General features: G+C 44.6%; 20 protein-coding genes. 16 read left to right on the forward strand and 4 right to left on the reverse strand.

What is annotated here, in order from left to right:
* Positions 1 to 181: 181 nt before the first annotated feature.
* From MZ182_RS02410 to priA, 4 genes are all read right to left on the reverse strand, one after another.
* On the reverse strand, positions 182 to 406 hold the full coding sequence (locus MZ182_RS02410) for a hypothetical protein (RefSeq protein WP_011790864.1): 225 nt from the start codon (positions 404 to 406) through the stop codon (positions 182 to 184).
* 294 nt (positions 407 to 700) lie between these two features.
* Complete coding sequence (locus MZ182_RS02415) at positions 701 to 1,393, reverse strand: SPOR domain-containing protein (RefSeq protein ID WP_014609744.1); 693 nt, start codon at positions 1,391 to 1,393, stop codon at positions 701 to 703.
* 3 nt (positions 1,394 to 1,396) lie between these two features.
* Positions 1,397 to 3,142, reverse strand: coding sequence for an arginine--tRNA ligase (gene argS, locus MZ182_RS02420; protein ID WP_011790862.1), 1,746 nt, complete (start codon positions 3,140 to 3,142; stop codon positions 1,397 to 1,399).
* A gap of 110 nt (positions 3,143 to 3,252) precedes the next feature.
* Positions 3,253 to 5,448, reverse strand: a complete 2,196-nt coding sequence (gene priA / locus MZ182_RS02425; protein WP_011790861.1) for a primosomal protein N' — start codon at positions 5,446 to 5,448, stop codon at positions 3,253 to 3,255.
* A 103-nt stretch (positions 5,449 to 5,551) separates the two neighbouring features.
* On the opposite strand from priA, the gene MZ182_RS02430 reads away from it, so the two are divergent.
* The 16 genes from MZ182_RS02430 (at position 5,552) to MZ182_RS02505 (ending at position 21,956) form a co-directional block, all read left to right on the forward strand.
* On the forward strand, positions 5,552 to 6,418 hold the full coding sequence (locus tag MZ182_RS02430) for a FimV/HubP family polar landmark protein (RefSeq protein WP_248068644.1): 867 nt from the start codon (positions 5,552 to 5,554) through the stop codon (positions 6,416 to 6,418).
* Positions 6,419 to 6,596: 178 nt separating this feature from the next.
* Positions 6,597 to 6,809 (forward strand): 50S ribosomal protein L31, encoded by a 213-nt coding sequence (gene rpmE, locus MZ182_RS02435; RefSeq protein WP_011790859.1) that lies wholly within the window; start codon positions 6,597 to 6,599, stop codon positions 6,807 to 6,809.
* Positions 6,810 to 7,322: 513 nt separating this feature from the next.
* A complete protein-coding gene (locus MZ182_RS02440; protein ID WP_011790858.1) occupies positions 7,323 to 8,567 on the forward strand; it encodes a malic enzyme-like NAD(P)-binding protein in 1,245 nt (414 codons plus the stop codon).
* 186 nt (positions 8,568 to 8,753) lie between these two features.
* A complete protein-coding gene (gene csrD / locus MZ182_RS02445; RefSeq protein WP_025008518.1) occupies positions 8,754 to 10,658 on the forward strand; it encodes an RNase E specificity factor CsrD in 1,905 nt (634 codons plus the stop codon).
* Positions 10,659 to 10,883: 225 nt separating this feature from the next.
* Positions 10,884 to 11,762, forward strand: coding sequence for an MSHA biogenesis protein MshI (locus MZ182_RS02450; RefSeq protein WP_248068647.1), 879 nt, complete (start codon positions 10,884 to 10,886; stop codon positions 11,760 to 11,762).
* Entirely contained in the window at positions 11,759 to 12,361 is a 603-nt protein-coding gene (locus MZ182_RS02455) for a PilN domain-containing protein (RefSeq protein WP_248068663.1), read from the forward strand. The genes MZ182_RS02450 and MZ182_RS02455 overlap by 4 nt, the downstream gene beginning before the upstream one ends.
* Positions 12,358 to 13,008 carry an MSHA biogenesis protein MshJ gene (locus tag MZ182_RS02460; protein ID WP_248068665.1) on the forward strand — a complete coding sequence of 217 codons (651 nt, stop codon included), beginning with the start codon at positions 12,358 to 12,360 and terminating at the stop codon, positions 13,006 to 13,008. The genes MZ182_RS02455 and MZ182_RS02460 overlap by 4 nt, the downstream gene beginning before the upstream one ends.
* Positions 12,995 to 13,312: a hypothetical protein gene (locus MZ182_RS02465; protein WP_011790853.1), complete on the forward strand. Its 318-nt coding sequence runs from the start codon at positions 12,995 to 12,997 to the stop codon at positions 13,310 to 13,312. The genes MZ182_RS02460 and MZ182_RS02465 overlap by 14 nt, the downstream gene beginning before the upstream one ends.
* Positions 13,313 to 13,326: 14 nt before the next feature.
* On the forward strand, positions 13,327 to 15,003 hold the full coding sequence (gene mshL, locus MZ182_RS02470; protein WP_025008515.1) for a pilus (MSHA type) biogenesis protein MshL: 1,677 nt from the start codon (positions 13,327 to 13,329) through the stop codon (positions 15,001 to 15,003).
* Between the two features lie 6 nt (positions 15,004 to 15,009).
* Positions 15,010 to 15,936: an ExeA family protein gene (locus MZ182_RS02475; RefSeq protein ID WP_011790851.1), complete on the forward strand. Its 927-nt coding sequence runs from the start codon at positions 15,010 to 15,012 to the stop codon at positions 15,934 to 15,936.
* The gene (locus MZ182_RS02480) at positions 15,933 to 17,123 is read left to right on the forward strand and encodes a tetratricopeptide repeat protein (RefSeq protein WP_248068667.1); all 1,191 of its coding nucleotides are present in this window, start codon (positions 15,933 to 15,935) and stop codon (positions 17,121 to 17,123) included. Before MZ182_RS02475 ends, MZ182_RS02480 begins: the two co-directional genes overlap by 4 nt.
* Positions 17,120 to 18,880 (forward strand): GspE/PulE family protein, encoded by a 1,761-nt coding sequence (locus tag MZ182_RS02485; RefSeq protein ID WP_248068683.1) that lies wholly within the window; start codon positions 17,120 to 17,122, stop codon positions 18,878 to 18,880. The genes MZ182_RS02480 and MZ182_RS02485 overlap by 4 nt, the downstream gene beginning before the upstream one ends.
* A 2-nt stretch (positions 18,881 to 18,882) precedes the next feature.
* Positions 18,883 to 20,103, forward strand: a complete 1,221-nt coding sequence (locus MZ182_RS02490; RefSeq protein ID WP_011790848.1) for a type II secretion system F family protein — start codon at positions 18,883 to 18,885, stop codon at positions 20,101 to 20,103.
* Positions 20,104 to 20,146: 43 nt separating this feature from the next.
* Positions 20,147 to 20,641 (forward strand): hypothetical protein, encoded by a 495-nt coding sequence (locus tag MZ182_RS02495; protein WP_011918575.1) that lies wholly within the window; start codon positions 20,147 to 20,149, stop codon positions 20,639 to 20,641.
* Positions 20,642 to 20,717: 76 nt separating this feature from the next.
* Complete coding sequence (locus tag MZ182_RS02500) at positions 20,718 to 21,335, forward strand: prepilin-type N-terminal cleavage/methylation domain-containing protein (RefSeq protein ID WP_014609755.1); 618 nt, start codon at positions 20,718 to 20,720, stop codon at positions 21,333 to 21,335.
* A 108-nt stretch (positions 21,336 to 21,443) separates the two neighbouring features.
* Positions 21,444 to 21,956 (forward strand): prepilin-type N-terminal cleavage/methylation domain-containing protein, encoded by a 513-nt coding sequence (locus tag MZ182_RS02505; protein WP_248068686.1) that lies wholly within the window; start codon positions 21,444 to 21,446, stop codon positions 21,954 to 21,956.
* Positions 21,957 to 22,250: the final 294 nt, after the last annotated feature.

Below are 22,250 nucleotides of genomic sequence, written 5' to 3' on the forward strand. Positions count from 1 at the left end.
CGTGTTGATTTATAAGCCTATACCTAAGGCCAAATACACAGTATTTGGCCTTATTTTTGAGCATTATCATGGGGGGGAGCTAAAATTGTAGGTTTTATGGCTGTTCGATTTAAGCCGAGCTATTGCATGAGTCGTTAGCTTGCCAATATTTGCTTAATACCGCTATCGAGATCTCATATTCTTAGTATGCTAAACGCTCAGAAATTTGAGAGTGTGAGTGAGTTTCAATGAGCTGAGCAATTGCGTTTTGCTCAAGTTGGGGTAATGCAGAGATTTCATCGTAAATTTTATCTTGGACATCTAAAGGCATGTTTACATGCTCCATAAACATTCTAATGCCTAACGTGTCACCATCCTTAAACAGTTGACTAAATTCATTGGCTTCAATCTCTATCAATGCGTTCATATTACTTCACCTTTAGGTTGGTTATTCATACGGAAATAACTTTTTGCCGTTGATTAAGGGATACGCCTAACTTTGATCTAGGTCAAATTAACTGTGTATTAACCTTTGTTAATAAACTGATTTTCAATTTATAAATAGAGGGTTATACAAAAAGAGGTGTTAGTGGATAAATGATAAAAACGTATATTTAAGGGCGGAGACTTGGTTGTGTGGTGAATTTTAATCAATAAGGTGCAGGGATAAAAATAGCGGTGAGTTCTAAAAACTGACCGCTAATTTGTGGTTACGACTGGGTTATTTAGGAACGGCTAAAATCTGGCAACCGTTAATGCCTGCATTTTGCAACACATGGCGTTTACGTTCTGCATCACGTTTGGTGGTATATGGTCCTAAGGATACCTTATACCAAGTGCCAGTTGTCCCTTCAATTTGCCTTACCTGCGCCTCCAACCCTTGAAAAGCGATGACGGCTTTCATTTGATTGGCTTGGGACTCCTGACGGAATGACGCACACTGTAATTGATATTGTTGCGGTGCTCGTGTGCTAACAACGTCAGGAATATCAACCTCAACATGCTTGTTTTCTAACTCGTTAAGATAGGTCCACTCTTCCTTAGGTTTTGGTGGCAGCGCATTAGGATCGACTTTAGGTGTTACCTCTTGTTTTTCTACCGGAAGAGTCACAGCTTGACGTTCTTCCTGCACTTGCGCTTCTTTCACTTTTGGGGTTAGTGTTGAAGTTTCTTTAACCTTAACACGACTCTCTGTTTTAGGTGTTGTGGTTGTCGTTTGCTGTTTTGCTGTATCTTTGATACTCCACAGAAAATAGCTAAAACACCCCACGGCAAGGATGACAAACAGGATCAGTGCGACAGGGTACTTCTTACGCGGTGCAGACTTTTGAACTGGCCGAGCTCGGGTTGCGCGGATCGGGCGCGGTTTAGCGCCCGATTGCGGTCTTCTGTTGGCATAGTCGCGATGGCTCATAGCTTACATCCGTTCTAGGGTTTCGATACCTAGCAGATTGAGTCCCTTTTGTAGGGTGCGAGCAGTCAACTGTGACAACAGTAACCGGCTATTTTTTTGCTCATCGTTATCGGCGGCAAGTACAGGGCAAGCCTCATAGAAACTAGAGAAAGCGCCTGCTAACTCATATAGGTAGGCACACAATACGTGCGGCTGGCCTTTATCGACAACACGATTAAGGATTTCGCCAAACTGAGCCAATTTGTTACCGAGATCTTTCTCTTTTTCATGCTCAAGCACGATTTTAGCTTGGCTGAGATCCAGACCAGTGACTCGCTTGAATATGCCCGCAACACGGGTATAAGCGTATAACAGGTAAGGTGCAGTATTGCCTTCGAAGCTGAGCATTTGTTCAAAGCTGAAGATGTAATCACTGGTGCGGTTTTTCGATAAGTCGGCGTATTTAACTGCGCTTATTCCTACAACACGGGCGATTTCTGCCAGCGTTTCCTCATCCATATCAGGATTTTTGCTGCGAACGAGTTCTAGCGCGCGCACATTGGCTTCTTCTAACAGGTCAACTAACTTCACAACGCCGCCGCTACGGGTTTTAAATGGACGGCCATCTTCGCCGTTCATAGTGCCAAAACCTAAGTGTTCCAATGACATATCTTCACGAACAAATTTAGCTAGCTTGGCGAGGCTAAAAACTTGTTGGAAATGCAGCGCCTGACGTAGGTCAACAAAATACAGTACGCGATCGGCTTTTAACACGTTAGAGCGGTAGCGCATTGCCGCGAGATCTGAGGTGGCATACAAATAGCCCCCATCGGCTTTTTGGATGATCACAGGCAGTGGCTCACCTTCTTTATTGCGGAAGGCTTCTTGGAATACCACTTTGGCGCCGTTGCTTTCTGTTAATAAACCTTGGGCATCTAAATCTTTCACCACTTGTTCGAGGTCGGCGTTATAGGCACTTTCTCCGTGCACATCGGCGCGGGTTAGGCTCACACCTAAACGGGCGTAGACTTCATGGCAGTGGCTTAACGAAATATCGTTAAATTCGCGCCACAGTTTGTTGCAATACTCGTCGCCCGATTGCAACTCAACCACTAACTGACGAGCGCGGGTGGCAAATTCTGCTGATTCATCGAAACGCAGTTTAGCGGCACGGTAGAAGGTTTCAAGATCAGACAGCTCAAGATGAGCCTGCTCACCATTTTTGGCGCGCAGCTCTTCCATATATGCCAGCAACATACCAAATTGTGTACCCCAATCGCCCACATGGTTTTGGCGAATCACCTTGTGGCCCAGAAATTCCAGAGCACGCACAACACTGTCACCAATGATGGTTGAACGTAGGTGACCTACGTGCATTTCTTTGGCGAGGTTGGGGGAAGAGTAATCAACCACTACAGTTTGCGGAGTCGGTAACTTAATACCTAAATGTTCATCGTTAACCGCATTTTGCAGTTGATCCGCTAGGGCACTGTCGTTGATGAAAAAGTTGATAAAGCCTGGACCTGCGATTTCAACCTTAGCCACAAATGCCGAAGCGGGTAGGGTATCTATGATCAACTGGGCTAATTCACGTGGATTCTTGCCAGCGACCTTGGTCAGCATCATGGCTAAGTTGGTTGCCAAGTCGCCATGACTCTTATCCTTGGTTCGATCTACTTGAATGCGTGCTTCAAAATCAGCAGGCAAAATACCTTGTTGTTTAAAGGATTCGATTGTTTGTTCAAGTAATGATTGGATATGTGATTTCATGGATTAATTAGCACTAACTTTAAGAGTGAATACAGGGAATAACCGCATATTTTAGCCGCTTGTGGTTAACAATTGCTATCTTCCCGATGATTTTTTATCAAATAATCGATTTATAGCAGATCCTGTGGATCCCTATCCAAACTCCAGCGGCAACGCTTTGCTTCGGGGAGTAACTCCACAAGCGGATGAATACGTTCAAACTCTTGCTGCAGGCGATTGCGATTCTTGGCCTGAAACATTAACTGGCGGCGGAACTTACCTGCTTTTCTATCCAGTGGCGCAGGCATTGGGCCTATTACCTCAAACTCTTTATCTTGAGGTAAAAGTGCTGCAAAGGCATTGAGAAAACTGTCGGCATCCAAGGCAGAATGCGCTTCGGCGCGTACGAGTACCATATGCCATGCTGGTGGCAGTAGTGCCTGTTGGCGTTCTTTTAACTGGCTACGGGCAAACTCGCCATAACCGCGGTGCAGCAAATCCCGCAAGATGGGGTTATCACTCTGGTGTGTTTGTAGTAGCACTGTGCCGGGTTTACTGGCGCGGCCCGCACGCCCTGCGACTTGAGTATAGAGTTGCCCAAAACGCTCAGGCGCGCGGAAGTCGGCGCTAAATAGGGCCCCATCGACATCCAATAGCCCAACAAGGGTTACATCGGGGAAATGGTGTCCTTTTGCTAACATTTGAGTGCCGACTAAGATTTTATATTCACCCTTATGAATCGCACTTAAATGGCTTTCTAGGGAGCCTTTAAGACGCGTCGTATCTCGGTCGATGCGCACCACAGGATATTTCGGAAACTCCTGCTGTAATGCTTCGGCAAGTTGCTCTGTGCCTATGCCTTGACCCATCAGCATAGTGCTGCCGCATTTGTGACATTGTTTGGGAATGGCATATTGGTTACCACAATGGTGGCAGCAAATTTCACCAAGGGATTGATGCACAGTAAAAAATGCATCGCAGCGGTCGCACTCATGTAAGTGCCCACACTCGTGGCATAGCAGGGCTGGCGCAAAACCACGGCGGTTTAAAAACAGTAATACTTGGTTTCCTGCATCTAGATGCAGCCTAATTTCATTTAATAGTGGTGCCGACATCCCTGCCTTTAGGGGCAGATTTTTAATATCAATAATACCTTGTCTTACTTTTTTGGCGGCACCTGCGCGCTCACCAAGTTGTAAATGCACATAGCGACCACTCAAGGCATTTTGCAGACTTTCGAGTGACGGTGTGGCAGAGCCTAAAATGACAGGGATAGATTCTAAATGGCCACGCATAACCGCTAAATCACGAGCATGATAGCCCACACCTTCTTGCTGCTTGAAACTGCTGTCGTGTTCTTCATCGAGAATAATAATCCCAGGATAGGCCATAGGTGTGAACAACGCTGAACGTGTGCCAATAATGATCGCCGCCTGTCCACAGCGAGCTTGACGCCATGCTTCGAGGCGTTGGTTATCGGTTAACCCTGAATGTAAAACCGCGACATTGACCTTAAAACGACGTTTAAATCGGTTGATGGTTTGTGGCGTTAGGCCAATCTCTGGCACTAAGATCAGTGCCTGCTTTCCTTGTTTTAGAATTTCTTCGAGTACGGCCAAATAGACTTCGGTTTTACCCGAACCGGTAATACCTTCTAATAAGGTGCAATGATAACCTTGTTGCTGATTTAAAATAGTCACGGCAATAGCTTGTTCTTTATTGAGTCTATGCGGTGTTTCATCCAGAACTAATTGGGTACGCCAATCAAGGTTAAGTTCGGCTATTTTTTCGTGACGAGCAACCCAACCTTTATCTTCCAAGGCTTTTAAGGCGGTTTTACTTATCGCGAAAGTGATCACTTCTTCTTGAGTTAGGCTAGTCTTTTTGAGTAACTCGAGCAGTTTTTTCTGCGCGGGAGCGCGTTTAACGATCTCGGGAGCAATATTTTGCCCTAGTTCAGTTAATTGCCAATATTGGATTTTTTGTGGTGCGGCATCGAGTCCCTTACGTAATGCGACAGGAAGGGCTTGAGTTAGCATTTGCCCTTGGCTGCAAAAGTAATATCTTGCTGCCCATAAAGTTAATTTATAAAGGGATTCGGGCAATAGTGGCGTGTCATCAATAAAATCAATGACAGCTTTTATTTGCTTTGGCTCTAGGCTGCAAGTGTCAGTCACCGCGGTGACTAACCCTATAAGTTGCTGGCGACCGAAAGGCACTTTAACGCGAACCCCAATTTGTGGTGTTTGCGGGTAGGTTTCGGGAACGCGGTAACTAAAGTTTTGCCGCATAGGTACAGGTAACGCAACTTCGACAAACAGTGACATATGCTAGGCAAGTCTTAATGAGAATGGGGTTTAGTGTACTCAGCACGGCTAGCAAGGGCTAGTCCTAATGATGGTTTATCTAAGGATAGTGGAGAGTAAATTGATGGCTAATATCGTGAAATCATTAGGTCTATTCATCTTAGTTTGCAGTGCATCTTCGATGGCTCAAGTATCCCATGTGAGCATCAATAACATGATGTTTGAGTTGGGGACTTATCCTAAGATGCGCCTCAATGTGATTACTGATAATCAGGATATTACACGGCTTGAATTTGTGCTGCGCCAATCAAGTGGTGAAGAGAAGTTGATGGCGCAGGAGCTCAATCGCTTTCTAGTGTTACTCACTGGGGTTGAAGACGTCAAAGATCCCAAGGCGCAGTTAGTAGTGAGGGAATATCGTGTTGATCGTTGGTATGAGGTAAAAAAGATCCCACTTTTTGTGGAGCCTTCTGCCGTTGCGAGTCACACCACTTCAGTGGATTCAACAAGAATATCTCAAGGTGTTAAATCTGCAGAGCTTAGTTCCGAAGTGGGGCTAAACAAAGTGGATATTGTGGCAACAGAAGCTAAGTCCTTACCAGCGGTGTCATCAAGTAATTTAACCCCTATAACGAAAAGTATGGGTTCTGAATCTATCGTTACAACGGGTTTTATATTTTCTAAAGATGAGCCTGATCAAGAGACTGGTAACGCACCCAAGATGATGCCAACTAAGGAATGTTTGCTCAATTATGACTCAAGCGAAACCCTCTGGCGGGTTGCAAATCGTTATGCGAACGAATGGAATGTAAGTGTTTATGGCGCCATGCTTGCTATATATGATGCCAATCCCAAGGCGTTTGCTAAAAATAAAATCAGCGCGTTAAGAGGCGATGCCGCCCTTTACTGCCCATCAACAGATCTGTTGGCACAGTATCCAGATGCGAAAGAGGCCAAGGCCATCTTTGAGGCAAAGCAAGCGGTTAAATAAGAGCGAGACTCAACGGTATTATCATGCTGAGTTATCTGTGAAATGCTCAGATAATCTACTTGTATCCGCAGTGACGATACTGTACCATTCTGCGCCCTAACATATCGTTATTAACTGCATGTGGTGTCCGACTAAGGGTTGGAAGAGCGACATGGCCTTACATTTTGAGGTAACCCCAATGAAACAAGGTATCCACCCAGAATACGCAGTTATTACTGCAAACTGTACTTGTGGCAACGTAATCAAAGTAAACTCTACTGCTGGTAAAGACCTGCACTTAGACGTTTGTGGTGCATGTCACCCATTCTACACAGGTACACAAAAAGTTGTTGATACAGGCGGTCGTATCGACAAATTCAACAAGCGCTTTGCTGTGCTTGCTAAGAAATAATTGCGACGGCAATGTTTCTAGAAAGGGCGCCTCGGCGCCTTTTTGCTTTTCAATTTTTGATATTTATGACTCTTCACAGTAATAGCCGCTGGTATGACTTCAATTAAAAAATCATCAATACTGTGGAAGCTGACGCTTTAACACGGTAAAACGACTTATTCATTGCAATTAACGATAAGATAAGTGGAGTTCACTATCTTTATTGTAATTTAGCCAAAATTTATTGTGAGTTATGGTTGTGAGCCGCATTATTTCAGTAAAATTTAAGTTTGTTTCCTACAAAAAGTAAATAGGTAATCAGGTCTTATCCGTACAGATAAGTTTATAAAACTGGGCTTAGATGTCAGATTGATGCGCAAAGGCGAAATTTCTCAATCTCTTATTTAAAAATTACTGTGATTGGCGTATCTTACCCCTCACCTACAAAGTCGACAGATGTCTCAAAAATGAACTCATCTGCGCTGACTAGGCCTTACCCATACTATTATAAATGTCGCATTTCAGGATGTTAAAATGTCAGATATTCGTCAACAAGCACTCGATTATCATGAATTTCCCGTTCCAGGTAAAACTGCCGTTTGTCTTACTAAACCCGCCGAAACGAGCCACGATCTCGCCCTAGCATATAGCCCTGGTGTCGCAGAGCCTGTACGTGAAATTGCCGCTAATCCTGACAATGCATATCGTTACACCAATAAAGGCAACACAGTTGCGGTGATCACCAATGGCACGGCAATTCTTGGTCTTGGCAACTTAGGTCCGCTAGCATCAAAGCCTGTAATGGAAGGTAAAGCTTTACTATTCAAGCATTTTGCCAATATCGACTCGACAGATATTGAAATTACTCACAATACTCCTGAGGAATTTATCAACACTGTTGCCGCGATTGCAGATACGTTTGGCGGCATTAACCTCGAAGATATTAAAGCGCCCGAATGCTTTGTCATTGAACGCGAGTTAATTGCCCGTTGTAAAGTGCCCGTATTCCATGATGATCAGCATGGTACGGCCATTGTGACTGCTGCCGGTATGATCAATGCGTTGGAAATTCAAGGCAAGTTGATAAGTGACGCGACTTTTGTGTGTATGGGTGCGGGTGCTGCTGCTATTGCTTGTATGACGATGTTAGTCAAGTGTGGTGCTAATCGCGCCAATATTTATATGTTAGACACTAAAGGCGTTATCCATTCTGGTCGTACCGATCTTAATGAATATAAAGCATTATTTGCCAATGATACCGATAAACGCACTTTACAAGATGTAATTAAAGGTGCCGATGTCTTTTTGGGCTTATCTGGTCCAGATGTGATTGGCGCAGAAGAAGTTGCCATGATGGCTGACAAGCCGGTTATTTTTGCTTGCTCAAATCCAGATCCTGAAATTAAGCCTGCACTTGCCCATGCCATTCGCAATGATTTGATTATGGGCACAGGTCGCAGCGATTATCCAAATCAGGTGAATAACGTACTGTGTTTTCCATTTATTTTCCGTGGTGCTTTAGATGTGCGAGCGTCTTGCATCAATGATGAAATGAAAATCGCCGCCGTACATGCTATCGCTGAGTTAGCCAAAGAACCCGTGCCTGAGAGTGTACTTAAGGCCTATCCTAAGGTGAGTTCATTAAGTTTTGGCCCTGAGTATGTATTACCAAAACCTATGGATCCACGTTTATTGCCTCAGGTGGCACGTGCCGTTGCACAGGCCGCAATTGAGTCGGGAGTGGCTGCAATCACTACGCTTCCCAAGTATGCTGATTAAGTAAAAAGTGGTATATCATCTAAAAAGAGGCTCATTGGCCTCTTTTTTAGTTTTTAGCTGTAGGTAAATACGCCTATCCTTAGTTGCCTTTTGGCTTATGCTACTGAATAATCAGGGGGCAGCATTTGTTGAGCTAATGTTAAATACGCACCGATAATTATAATAATTCTGCAGGATAGCGGATCGATGAAATTCACTCGAATGTTAACTACAAAATTGACCAGTTTTTGGTTGATGTCTTTAGCTGCCATTGCTTTTGTATTTTTACTCTGTGCCATGATGAGTTTTGTGCAACTGACCTATAAATTTCAGCAGCAAAAAGTGACTGAACTTGAATCTATGTTGGTTAACCATTATCACGCCCAATCTGGTTGGGAATTGGACTCTTGGTTGCCACCACTGTTGTTAGCGTACAATACCGTTGAGTTTAAGTTGACCTTGAAAACGGAAGTACTATTCGCTTATCAAGGTAATGTGTTAACACAAAATGCCATGGTATATAACCATCTTCTCGATCCCAATTCCGATCTGCGAATGTCACTCATTTTGCCGCAGCCTTTTGAACAATATCATGTTGGTTGGTACGAGTTTTTAATCCTCGCGGTAGGGATTTTTGCCATTGTTGTTTTAGTGCGTTTTGGTTATTTATGGTTTTCACAGCAGCTCGATGGGATTGAAGAATTAGCATTACGGAGCCGTTTAATCTTACAAGGAAAGCATGAGCAAGCACTGGCGAGCCCTGGTAAAGGTAAACCTCGGTTAATTAATCGTGCACTGACAAAATTACTTGAAGAGTTGCAGGATGCGCAAAAAGAGCGTGGACGTTTTGATAAATTTATCCGCTCAAATACCTTTTTAGATGCTGAGACTCGTATTGGTAATCGACTTTTCTTAAATAATCGTCTCGATGCTTTAAGTCACAATCAAGGTATGGTTGCCCATGGGGTTATTTACTTATTAGAGATGGATGATCTCGATTTATTACAGCAAGCGAAAGGTGAGTCTGTAGCCAAAGAGCTGTTAAATTCAACAGTCAATGGGATTAATCAGATCCTGCAAACGCTACCAAACAGTATTTTTGCCCGTCGTTCCCATAATCAATTTGCCATTGTTGTACCCCAAGTCTCTTTGATTGAAGCCGATCAACTTGCCAGTAAACTGTTAAAAGTGTGTTTAAGCCAGCCGTTAACGGATGTGGATAATCGAGACAATTTTTTCCACTTAGGATGTGCTTATTTTACCGCAGGCGACAACGCAACGCAGTTGATCGATGAGGCTGATATGGCCTTACGTGCCGCTCAATTACAGGGTAACAGTAATTGGTTTATGTACGATAAAGGGGCAATTGATGAGGAGTTTGCAAAGGGCTCTGTGCGTTGGCGCAGTTTTTTAGAGAATACCTTAGTTCAGCGGCGCTTTTTTCCTTTTAGCCAACCCGTGATTGATTCAGATGCGAATGAACACCATAAGGAAATTTTCACCCGTGCAAGGGATAATCAAGGCGCGTTAATTCGTGCAACGCTTTTTATTCCTATGGCCAATAAGTGTGGATTAATGCCGCAAATCGAGCGGCAAATGATTGAGCGGGTTTTAGCGTTGCTTGCCGATGAGCGACATAGTAAACAGATTTATAGTGTGAACTTAAGCCTCGACTCCCTAACGAGCCGTGCCTTTAGCCAGTGGTTAAAAACGACTTTGTTGGAATATCGCCATTTAACTCCAAGGCTGATATTTGAGGTCTCTGAGGATATCGTTATTCAGCATCAAGCCAAGTTACAGCCTAAGTTGGATATGATCCGCAAAATGGGGGCAAGGCTCTGTGTTGATCACGTAGGTCAGCAAGTGGTCGGCACTTATTATATTCGCGAATGTCATTTTGACATGATTAAACTCCATCGCTCTATTGTTCGGCATATTCACTTACGCCCTGAAAATCAGCTATTTATTCGAAGTTTGATCGGTGGTTTATATCGTACCGAAGTGCAAGTCTGCGCCGAAGGGGTGGAGGTGTTTGAAGAATGGCAAACACTACAAATTCTTGGTGTAGGCATGGGACAAGGTATGTTTTTCAGTGATCCTGTGGAGGCGTAATAAATATTTGCTCCTGTGATCATTATGGAAGATTGGGCGCATAACGGACGTATTTTCCTATAAAATTCACTGATTAGCGGCTAGACTAGCCGGTGCCAAAATTATGACGGTGAATATGACAGGTTTCACGTTTTCTATTTCACCTTACACTGTATTGTTGTTGGCGTAATAATTTTTGCAAAATCATTGCTCTAGCTTTTAAATTCATTAGGTTATAAGCATTTTATGGATAAAAGACGTATTGGTCGATTAGCCTTCTGGCAAAATAAAGCGATTACGACAGATCTTGGCGTCTATGTTTGTGCCGATAAGCTATGGGTCTATGCCCCTGCAACAGAGCGCTATGCAGAGCAGTGGGTCACATTCGAATTGCAACATGAGCAATGGCTAATGGCTTTTGCTGAGCTCGCCCGCGTTTTCCCCCATGCTCGATTACAACTACTATTAGCAAGTGGCCCTTATCAGCTACTCGTGGCCGATAAACCCAATGTGGTTCCCGAGGAACTACCCCAAGCCTTGCTCTGGTCAGTTAAAGATATGGTGACCCTGCCTGTGCCACAGATCCATTTGGATTATTTTGAGTCGCCATTACCTAGCGGTAAAATCAATGTGGTGGTAGTTGAAAAAGATAAATTAATCAATATGGTGCAAGCTATACATGCGCATGGGCTTTCCATTGCAGGCATCAGTATTGAAGAGCTCGCCATGACGAATTTGTTTGTCGATGATAACCAAGCTCGTCTCGTTGTGAGCCATTATTCTGGGCACGATCTCTTGCTTACCGTAGTCAAGCAAGGCCAACTTTATATGCAGCGACGTGTGCGTGGTTTTATGCAGTTAGATAAAGCGGAAGTAGATGAGCTTAACTATGGTCTTGCTGATAACTTAAGTTTAGAAATTCAACGTTCTATGGATTATTTTGAGAGCCAGCTTAGGCAGGCTCCTGTGGCATCTATTGAGTTACTCATTGATGGCGCGGCCGACGCCTTAGCCAAATTGGTTTCAACCAATTTCAATCAAGCAGTCAATGTTATCGAGAAAAATGCTGTGGGTGCGTGCATGGCGGGACTGGCTTTTTATGAATTGTCTCGAGGTGCAGAGTGATTAAATCGAGAGTAAACCTTTATTCTGCAACATTATTACCTCCTAAGCAGCAGTTAACCTTTGCAAAACTGATGGCCTATGTGGCTGGATTGGCCCTGCTGTGCATGTTAGCCGGGGTATACGGCTATTGGCAGGTGAGTCAGTCAGAGCAAGCATTACAACAGGCTTCCCAGCAAAAGCAGCAACTCGAACAGCAAAAAGCAGCACTTGAAGCGCAAATCGCGGCACGTAAACCGGATCCTGTATTGGTGGCACGGGTCGAGTTAGAGTCGCAGCAACTCGAACTTAAACAGTTGTTAATTAGTGAATTAGCCCTTCGTTCCGCTTTAACGAGTCGAGGCTTTGCACCAGTGCTTAAGGATTTAGCACAGGTTTCCGATGCGAGTGTGTGGCTGAGCCGGATTATGATTAATGAGCAAAACGTGATGTTTGAAGGTTTTGCAGACCATCCTAAAAGTATCCCGTTATGGGTGGGTAAGCTAAAAACAACAAATACATTAAAGGGGCAGGCATTTTCTTCTATGACGATGGATCGTGGTGAGGATAAGCCTTTGGCTTTCACATTAACCAGTGAGATCTTAGTGGAGCCGAAGCGATGAAGACGATGTTTAATCATGTCGGCCAACAGTTTGAGGTTTTAAGCCGCCGCGAACGAGTCTTGATCGGTATCGCCCTATTAGCACTTGTCAGCATTATCGGGTTTATGCCATTAGAATCGCTTTGGAAAAAACAGACGTCGATATCACAGCAACTTAAGGCTCTGGAGCAGGAAAATCAGATTTCGGTTCAGCAGATTGAGTTATATCAGCAGCGTTTAACCATGGATCCTAATCAGGATTACCAACAAAGATTGGTGTTATTACAGCAGCAAAATCAAGAGATTGATATGCAGCTTAATGAACAGATGGTCGACATGGTGCCAGCAGATTACATGCCGGAGTTACTGGGTAATTTGCTTGGGCAAGTGCAGGGGATAAAGCTCATTAAGTTTACTTCTATTGCCCCAGTACCTTTGCTGGCGGTGGGCGATGAGAAAAAACTCAACCTTTACAGCCATGGCATTCGTATGAGTCTTGAGGGAGATTATTTTTCGGTCATGCGCTTTGTCGAGGCGGTAGAAGCCATGCCTGACAAACTCTATTGGAAGCGCCTTGATTATAAGGTGGCCGAATATCCTAAAGGGATGATTGATATCGAAGTTTATACTTTGAGCCTTAATAAGGACTTTATCAGTGTTGCTAAATAAGCCTTATCTTTTCATGACATTATTATGTGTAGCTTCGAGCGTATCGGCCGAAGCGCTGCGCGATCCAACCTTACCCGGAAAAGGTTACTCTGGTGCAGGGCAAGTCACTCAGTCTCAGGAACAAACACTGATCCTAAATAGCATCGTTAGCTCAGGAAGCACAGCCTATGCTGTGATTAATAATAAAATATTGTCTGTCGGCGACAGCATTCAAGGGGTCAAAATCGTTAGGATCACCCCTTCGTCTGTGTCACTTTCTGATGGGCGTAAATTGGCACTGTTTCAAGCAATAACCGAGAGATAGGGAATACAAATTACATGACAGCGATCAAATACTTCACGCCTCTGCTCTCACTTTGTCTTGTGGCGTGCCAATCCACAGATAGGCCACAACCTGAAGCCTCTAAGGCTGCATTGGCTGCATCAATGCAAACGGCGAATCGTGCGACGACGCCACCTCCAGCAACTATGCCAGATGCAGTGCAACGTGAACTAAATTCGGGTGCTTTATTGGCAGGACTCGCTCCGGCATTAGAAACCGAGCGACGCTTTGATGTTTCGGCAAATGATGTGGATGCGAGAGTGTTTTTTCCTAGCTTAGTGCAAGGTACACCACTGAGCGTTGCCGTACATCCCGAGGTGGAGGGCACGATTTCTCTATCACTAAAGGGCGTTACCTTAAGTGAAGCTATTCAAGTTGTTGAAGATATTTATGGCTATGAAGTCAGTCGAGAAGGGCGAGTTTTACGGGTATTCCCTGCGGGCATGCGTACAGAAACGTTCCCCTTAAACTACCTCTATATGGAACGTGATGGTCTGTCATTGACCTCTGTTAGCTCGGGTCGGATTTCCGATAATAATTCCAACAGTAATACTAATAACAATAACAATTCGAATAACGGTAATTCCAACAATAATAGCGGCAATAACAATTCGAACAACGGTAGTAATTCAAACAATAATAGTGATAGTTCAAACGGCACTTTTATCCGTTCGCGCACTAAAACAGATTTTTGGGGTGATTTAAAAGAAACCCTAACGGCCATTATTGGTGATACGGGCAATGGGCGTCAGGTGGTTGTTACACCACAGGCAGGGTTAGTCACTATTCGAGCTTTCCCTAGCGAATTACGCCAAGTACGCAGTTTTTTAAATTCGGCGGAAACCCATTTGCAACGCCAAGTTATCCTTGAGGCAAAAATCCTAGAAGTCACACTATCGGATGATTTTCAGCAAGGGATCCAATGGGAAAACGTGTTAGGTCATGTGGGAAATACCAATATTAATTTTGGTACAACAGCGGGAACTGTGGGCAATAAAGTCACATCCACTCTGGGCGGTGTAACATCACTTAGCATTAAAGGCTCTGATTTCACAACTATGATCAATCTATTAGATACTCAGGGTGATGTGGATGTGTTGTCTAGCCCAAGAGTGACCGCATCGAACAATCAAAAAGCGGTGATTAAGGTCGGCACTGATGAGTATTTTGTCACTGATGTATCTTCAACCACTGTAGCGGGAACTACGCCAGTGACGACACCTCAGGTAGAGTTGACACCGTTCTTCTCGGGCATTGCCTTGGACGTCACACCGCAAATCGATAAAGATGGCAATGTGTTATTGCATGTTCATCCATCGGTTATTGATGTGAAAGAGCAGACAAAAAATATCAAAGTGAGTAATGAATCGCTGGAATTACCCTTAGCACAGAGTGAGATCCGAGAATCAGATACAGTGATCCGCGCCGCGTCTGGTGATGTGGTGGTGATCGGTGGATTGATGAAAAGCGAGAACGTAGAAGTTGTCTCACAGGTGCCGTTATTGGGTGATATTCCATTATTAGGCGAGCTGTTTAAAAACCGTAGTAAGCAAAAGAAGAAAACCGAGCTGATTATTCTGTTAAAACCCACCGTTGTTGGCGGTGATACATGGAAGAATGAGTTAGAGCGTTCAAAAACCTTATTAGATCGCTGGTATCCGGAGACTAAGTAAGCTTCTATGTATTTGAAGCATTTTGGCCTAAGCCAAACCCCATTTTCACTCACCCCGAATACCGGATTTTTTTTCGGGTTATCGCCACATGTGGAAGCCTTGCAAGTGCTCCAAACGGCCTTGCAAACAGGTGAGGGGTTTATCAAGGTGACAGGTGAGGTCGGTACAGGTAAAACATTACTTTGCCGTAAGTTAATTAATGACCTACCGAGTGGATTTCATTGTGCTTATTTGCCTAATCCCTATTTAACACCAGCGGAATTACGTTGGGCGGTAGCAAATGAATTGGGGCTTCATTACGGGAAAGATATCGATCAGCAGCAGCTTACAGGCTTGATTCAGCAGCAACTGCTCGAGTTAAGCAGTCATGGGCAGGCGATAGTGTTAGTGTTAGACGAGGCGCAGGCATTACCGGACGATAGCTTAGAAGCGCTGCGTTTATTCACCAACCTTGAGACCGAGAGTCGCAAATTACTCCAAGTCGTGTTATTTGGGCAGCCAGAGCTTGATGAAAGATTAAAACGTCAAGAATTTAGACAGTTAAGGCAGCGCATTACTTTTAGCTACAATTTACGCCCGCTCACATGGGATGAAACCGATGCCTATATTCGCTATCGATTAGCCATTGCGGGTCGCCAAGGTGAAGCCTTATTTACACCTAAACTAACGCGTAAGATTGCCAATGCCTCCCGAGGGATCCCCAGATTGATTAATATTCTCGCCCACAAGGCGCTATTGCTAAGTTTTGGTGAAGGCGTTACACGGGTGAAGGCATCCCATGTGCGTGATGCTATTTTAGATACTGAAGATGCCAGTAAAAATTCGTTCTGGTCTCGAAGCATGGCGCTCGTTCTAGCGCTATTAACGGTCTTCATTTTTGCGATAGCAGCATCAGGTATCGATTTCCTGCAGATTTGGGGGAATAGAGCATGAGTGTTATCAACAAAATGCTAAAAGATCTTGATCAGCGCCAACAGGGACATCAACTTTCAAATATTGCCCAGCATCAAGTGCAATATTTAGGTCGCAAGCATAGCGTTAACATCTGGGTTTCAATCAGCCTAATGTCATTGCTTATTGGCGGTGTTGGTGTTTATGGCTATCAATTAATCAGTCAAATGCCTGTCGAGCCAGCACCTAAGTTCGCCGCCGCGAGTGAGACTGAAGTGGCGATAATACCAACAGTGCCAGAAATAAACGCTGAAGCAGAGACAATCACTTCAGAGGTTGTGAATGTCACCGAGCCTTTAGCCCTTAGCAAAAAGACAGTGGTCAAAGCATCTAATGGTTTGGTTAATACAGAAATGCCCCTCGATGAGGGATCGCATCCAGTCGCCAAGCAGAATGCCCAAATAGAAGCCACTGTGACCGCTAATGCCCAATCTGAACCACAGACAATAGTCACAGAAGAGGATGAAATTGTTGAAGCGATTCAGGCCAGTGCGCCCGAACGTGAGTTCGTTAAGCCATCCGTAGATACCCCCACAATTGAGCCTGTTAAACCCGCGGGTAAAATGGCGGTGACAGAAGTTAAGCTTACGCCAAGCCAGCTCGCGCAAAAGCAGCTTACTCTTGCAACTGATGCCGAAAAACAGGGAAAACTCGATAAGGCACTCGAATATTATGAAAAGGCCCTCGGTTTTGACCCAAGCTTACATAATGTGCGTCAGCAACTTGCGGCATTGCACTATGGCCAAGGACGGCTCAATAACGCCGAACAAGTGTTGCAGCAAGCCGTACTGTTATACCCTCAAGAATTTGAGTTTTACCTGTTATTAGCACGAGTTCAGCAGGAGCTTGGCGAAGTAGATTTAGCATTAGCTAGCCTAGCGCAAATCCCCGACAGCCATGTTTTAGCACGGCAAAAATGGTTAGCGCAAACCGATTTAGCCCAAAAACAAGGGCAATTTACTTTAGCTGAACAGGCTTATCGGCAGCTATTGCAACAGGAGCCGCAGCAAGGAAAATGGTGGATGGGCTTAGGGTATGCTTTAGATTCTCAGCAGCAATTTGCCAAGGCGAGTCAAGCCTATCGCACCGCATTAAGCCATTCAGGGCTCTCGGCGCAGGCAACTGCTTTTATTGAACAACGATTAAGCCAACTAGGAGATAGCCAATGAAACCCAGATTAAAGATGCGTTTGGGCGATCTGTTAGTGCAAGAATCGATTATTACCGAAGAACAGTTACAGCAAGCGTTAACTGAGCAGCGTAAAACAGGCCATAAACTTGGCCGTACCTTGATTGATTTACGCTCCATTAGCGAACATCAATTGCTGCAATTTCTCTCCCAACAATTGAATTTGCCCTTACTCGATATCAGTAAGCGCCCCATTTCAGCAGAAGTAGTACAGCTTATCCCTGAAGTACAAGCGCGGCGTTTTCGGGCACTTGCAGTTGAAGATAGGGGAGACAGTGTACTGGTTGCCATGAGCGATCCCGCGGATTTACAGGCGCTCGATCACTTAGAGGTTCTCGTTGCCCCTAAACGCTTAACCTTAGCGGTTGCGCCAGAGCAACAACTGCTAGAGGCCTTTGATAACCTTTATCGTCGTACCGATCAAATCGCACAAATTGCCGGCAAGCTCGAAGAAGAATACGCCGCTGATAAAATGTTTGATTTGGCGAGTTTAACCTCGGGTGATAGCGATAATGAAACGACCGTGGTTAAGTTACTGCAATCGATTTTCGAAGACGCGGTACAAATGCGCGCCTCGGATATTCATATCGAACCCGGTGATAAAGCACTGCGTATTCGTCAGCGTATCGATGGTCAACTGCATGAAACGATTCTGAATGAAGTAAATATTGCAGCCGCCTTAGTGCTGCGGCTGAAGTTAATGGCAGGCCTTGATATTTCGGAAAAACGTCTGCCACAGGATGGGCGTTTCCATATCGAAATCAAAGGCCATCATATTGATGTGCGTATGTCGACCATGCCGATTTACCACGGCGAATCTGTGGTAATGCGTTTGCTCGACCAATCCGCAGGTTTGCTTACACTTAATGAAACCGGGATGCCGCCGCATATTTTGGCGCGAATTCGTAAACAGATTAAACGTCCCCATGGCATGTTATTGGTAACAGGCCCCACGGGTAGCGGTAAAACCACCACGCTGTACGGCATTTTAAGTGAGCTTAATACCGCCGACCGTAAAATTATTACGGTGGAAGACCCTGTCGAGTATCAATTGCCGCGGATAAACCAAGTACAAGTGAACCACAAGATTGGGCTCGATTTTTCAAACGTACTGCGTACCACATTACGTCAAGACCCCGATATCATCATGGTCGGTGAGATGCGCGATCAAGAAACGGTAGAAATTGGACTACGCGGTGCCTTAACTGGTCACTTTGTGTTATCGACGCTACATACCAATGATGCGGTCACCAGTGCGCTGCGTTTACTCGATATGGGGGCGGCGAGCTATCTGGTAGCAAGTGCGCTCAGGGTCATTATTGCCCAGCGTTTAGTGCGCCGCGTTTGCCATAATTGCGGGGTTGACTATCAACCTACACCACAGGAAAAAGCCTGGTTGAGCAGTGTAAGCCGTAAAGATTTTTCAACGGCGAATTTTAGAATTGGCACGGGTTGCCAGAGTTGTAATGGCAGTGGTTACCGTGGTCGGATCGGTATCTTTGAAATCCTCGAATTGGACGAGAAGATGATCGATGCCATGCGTACGGGTAATCCACAGGATTTTGCCCGCGCAGCATTACAAAGCCCCAATTTTACGCCACTGGCCGAGTCAGCCTTGCAATATTTAATTGAAGGCATGACGACCATTGAAGAGGTGGCGAAGCTGGTGGAAGATGTGAGTGAGTCGCAGATCCCTTTATCTAAGGATCTGATAAGCCAACAAGGCGTTGAGGCGTAATTATGCCAGTTTATCAATACCGTGGTCGCAGTGGTCAAGGCCAAGCCGTTACGGGACAGCTCGATGCTGCCTCGGAAAGTGCGGCGGCGGATATGCTCTTAGCCCGCGGGATTATTCCCCTTGAAGTGAAAGTGGCTAAAGTCGTTAAATCCTTTTCTGTGACTCAGTTATTTGGCGGTAAAGTCGGTTTAGACGAGTTACAAATTTTCACTCGCCAAATGTACTCTTTGACTCGTTCTGGCATTCCGATTTTGCGGGCGATTGCAGGATTATCTGAAACTGCCCATTCTCAGCGGATGAAAGATGCCCTCAATGATATTTCTGAGCAACTTACCGCTGGGCGCCCCTTGTCCTCTGCGATGAATCAACACCCTGAGGTGTTTGATTCTTTGTTTGTTTCTATGGTGCATGTGGGTGAAAACACCGGTAAGTTAGAGGATGCATTTATCCAGCTTTCAGGCTATATCGAGCGCGAGCAAGAGACGAGACGTCGAATTAAAGCCGCCATGCGTTACCCCATATTTGTATTAATCGCCATCACCATTGCCATGGTGATCTTGAATATTATGGTGATCCCCAAATTTGCTGAAATGTTTAGTCGCTTTGGGGCCGATTTACCTTGGGCGACCAAAGTGTTAATTGGTACATCAAACCTTTTTGTTAATTATTGGCCCTTAATGCTAGTGGCGCTTATCGGAGCCATAGTTGGGATACGTTATTGGCATCATACGGAAAAAGGTGAAAAGCAGTGGGATAAGTGGAAGCTGCATATTCCGGCCGTTGGCTCTATTATTGAGCGTTCAACCCTTTCACGTTATTGCCGCAGTTTTTCGATGATGCTCAGCGCGGGAGTCCCTATGACTCAAGCATTAAGTCTGGTGGCTGATGCGGTGGATAATGCCTATATGCACGATAGGATTGTGGGCATGCGCCGAGGGATTGAATCCGGTGACTCAGTGCTTAGGGTTTCGAATCAGAGCCAGTTATTTACGCCCTTAGTGCTACAAATGGTGGCGGTAGGTGAAGAAACCGGGCAAATCGATCAGTTATTGAATGATGCTGCCGATTTTTATGAGGGTGAAGTGGATTACGATCTTAAAAATCTCACGGCAAAATTAGAGCCTATTCTTATTGGCATAGTCGCCGTTATCGTATTAGTGCTTGCGCTCGGTATCTATCTCCCTATGTGGGATATGCTCAATGTGGTTAAGGGTGGGAATTAACAGCATGCGCTGCACACCTGCTTATTGCAAAGGATGCGACTAGATGCGAAGTCAGCAGAAGGCTGAAAGCAATCTATTGAACCTCTATGGTCGGATGATCGCGTTAATTGTGGTGTTAACTATGATGGCTATTATCGGTATCAAATATTTTTCAACGATGCCGCAGTTGGCCGCTAGAGGGCTTGAATTAGAGCATACGCGTTTTTTAAATATAGTGGCTATGGTGCGCTCCCAATGGTTATCCCTTGGTAAACCGTCACAGATGAATTTAGACTGGGAAATATTTGATAATCAAAATCAGCAGCTTAAGCCTAGCGTGGTTAAGATGAATACCCTTGGTTGGCCACAACCTCAGCAACGGAATAACCAAGGTTGCCAAGCGTTATGGCAACAGTTAATGGGAACAGAATTAAAAAAAAGCACTCTAATCGGCGCGTATCTTCCACGGGATAATAGCTGCCATTATCGCTCGCAAAATGGCGATAGCATTGGCTACCAACTGGATTCTGGCAGGGTCATTTTTTTGACGAATCCTTAAAATATTGTTAAGCAGTAGGCTTTTTAAAATGAATTTAACTGTTAGAATGACATGTCTTAAGTATGAGGGTAAGTAAATGAAGACTAAGCAAAATGGTTTTTCATTGATTGAACTCGTTATCGTTATTGTGATTTTAGGCTTATTAGCGGCAACGGCGATCCCACGGTTTTTAAATGTAACCGACGACGCACAGGATGCGAGTGTCGATGGGGTTGCGGGTGGTTTATCCACTGCGGTGAGCTTTGTACGTTCACAGTGGGAAGTGGATGGACGTCGCAATAATAATGTGCTCCTCGATGGTACCTCGGTTAACCTCGATACTCGTTTTGGTTACCCTACTGGAACCTCAGTCACGGATGCGACCGCAATGACGGATGCCAGTTGCCAAGAAGTCTTTAATACCGTGTTGCAGAGTGCTCCACGCAATGTGCTTTACACTCAAGATACCCGTAATCAACGCTATACCGTCAGAGTGATCGATGGTGCGGGCGGCAGTGCGACCTCAATTGCAGGTGCAACGGTAACTGGCTTAGATTTATGTGTTTATCACCAAGTGGCTTCACTGGTGGTTAACCAAACAACGGGGGTCGCGACGCCTACACCCGATTTATCCACGGCAGGTGCTAAGGGCGTGGTCTATAACCCAGGTACAGGCAGAGTATTAAGCTTTACCCAAACCCCATTTACGCCTTAATACCGTATCTAATGTGTAAATGGTTTAATGTGTTTACCCAGTCGTTTATAACTGACATAAATGTCTAAATTGGCTTAACTAACCCAAACGTAGAAAGGTAGTTTTTATATGAAAAGACAACAAGGTTTTACCTTAATTGAATTAGTAGTAGTGATCATCATCTTAGGTATTCTTGCTGTCACCGCGGCACCTAAGTTTATGAACCTGCAAGGCGATGCAAGAGTATCGGCATTAAATGGCTTGAAAGCATCAATCCAAGGCGCAAATACGCTAGTTTATTCAAAAGCAGCATTGGCTGGTGTTGAAAAGGTTGCACCAGAGGACGATCCAACGGTAGATATTGCGACAGATGTTGAAATAAGCCTTGCCTATGGATATATGGATACTACAGCAACTAATTTTTCAAATGCCTTGGAAATCAGCATTTCAACAGCTACAGATGATATTACTACGGGTAAGGTATCATCGACAGATAACGCAGACTGGGTACTTTATTCAACCGACACAGCTGTTAAGTTTTGGCAAAATGGTGCACCAGCGGCATGTTTTATCCAATACAATCCAGCAACAGAGACAAAAGCCCCAAGTTTTTTAGCAACACCTGATGCTTCTAAGTGTTAATTTTTACAGAGTATAAGGCCTGCCTAGCAGGCCTTTTTTTTAGATAAAATACATGTGTTAAATCGGTTGCAACAAAATGAATTTACTTAGAATTTGCATCCAAATTTATAGCAATTTATTTGCTTTAATCAAACAGTTGGCAGAAACTGAACCTAGAACCTAGAACCTAGAACCTAGAACCTAGAACCTAGAACCTAGAACCTAGAACCTAGAACCTAGAACCTAGAACCTAGAACCTAGAACCTAGAACCTAGAACCTAGAACCTAGAACCTAGAACCTAGAACCTAGAACCT

The organism is Shewanella sp. JNE2, from assembly GCF_023159115.1.
GTDB lineage: Bacteria > Pseudomonadota > Gammaproteobacteria > Enterobacterales > Shewanellaceae > Shewanella > Shewanella putrefaciens.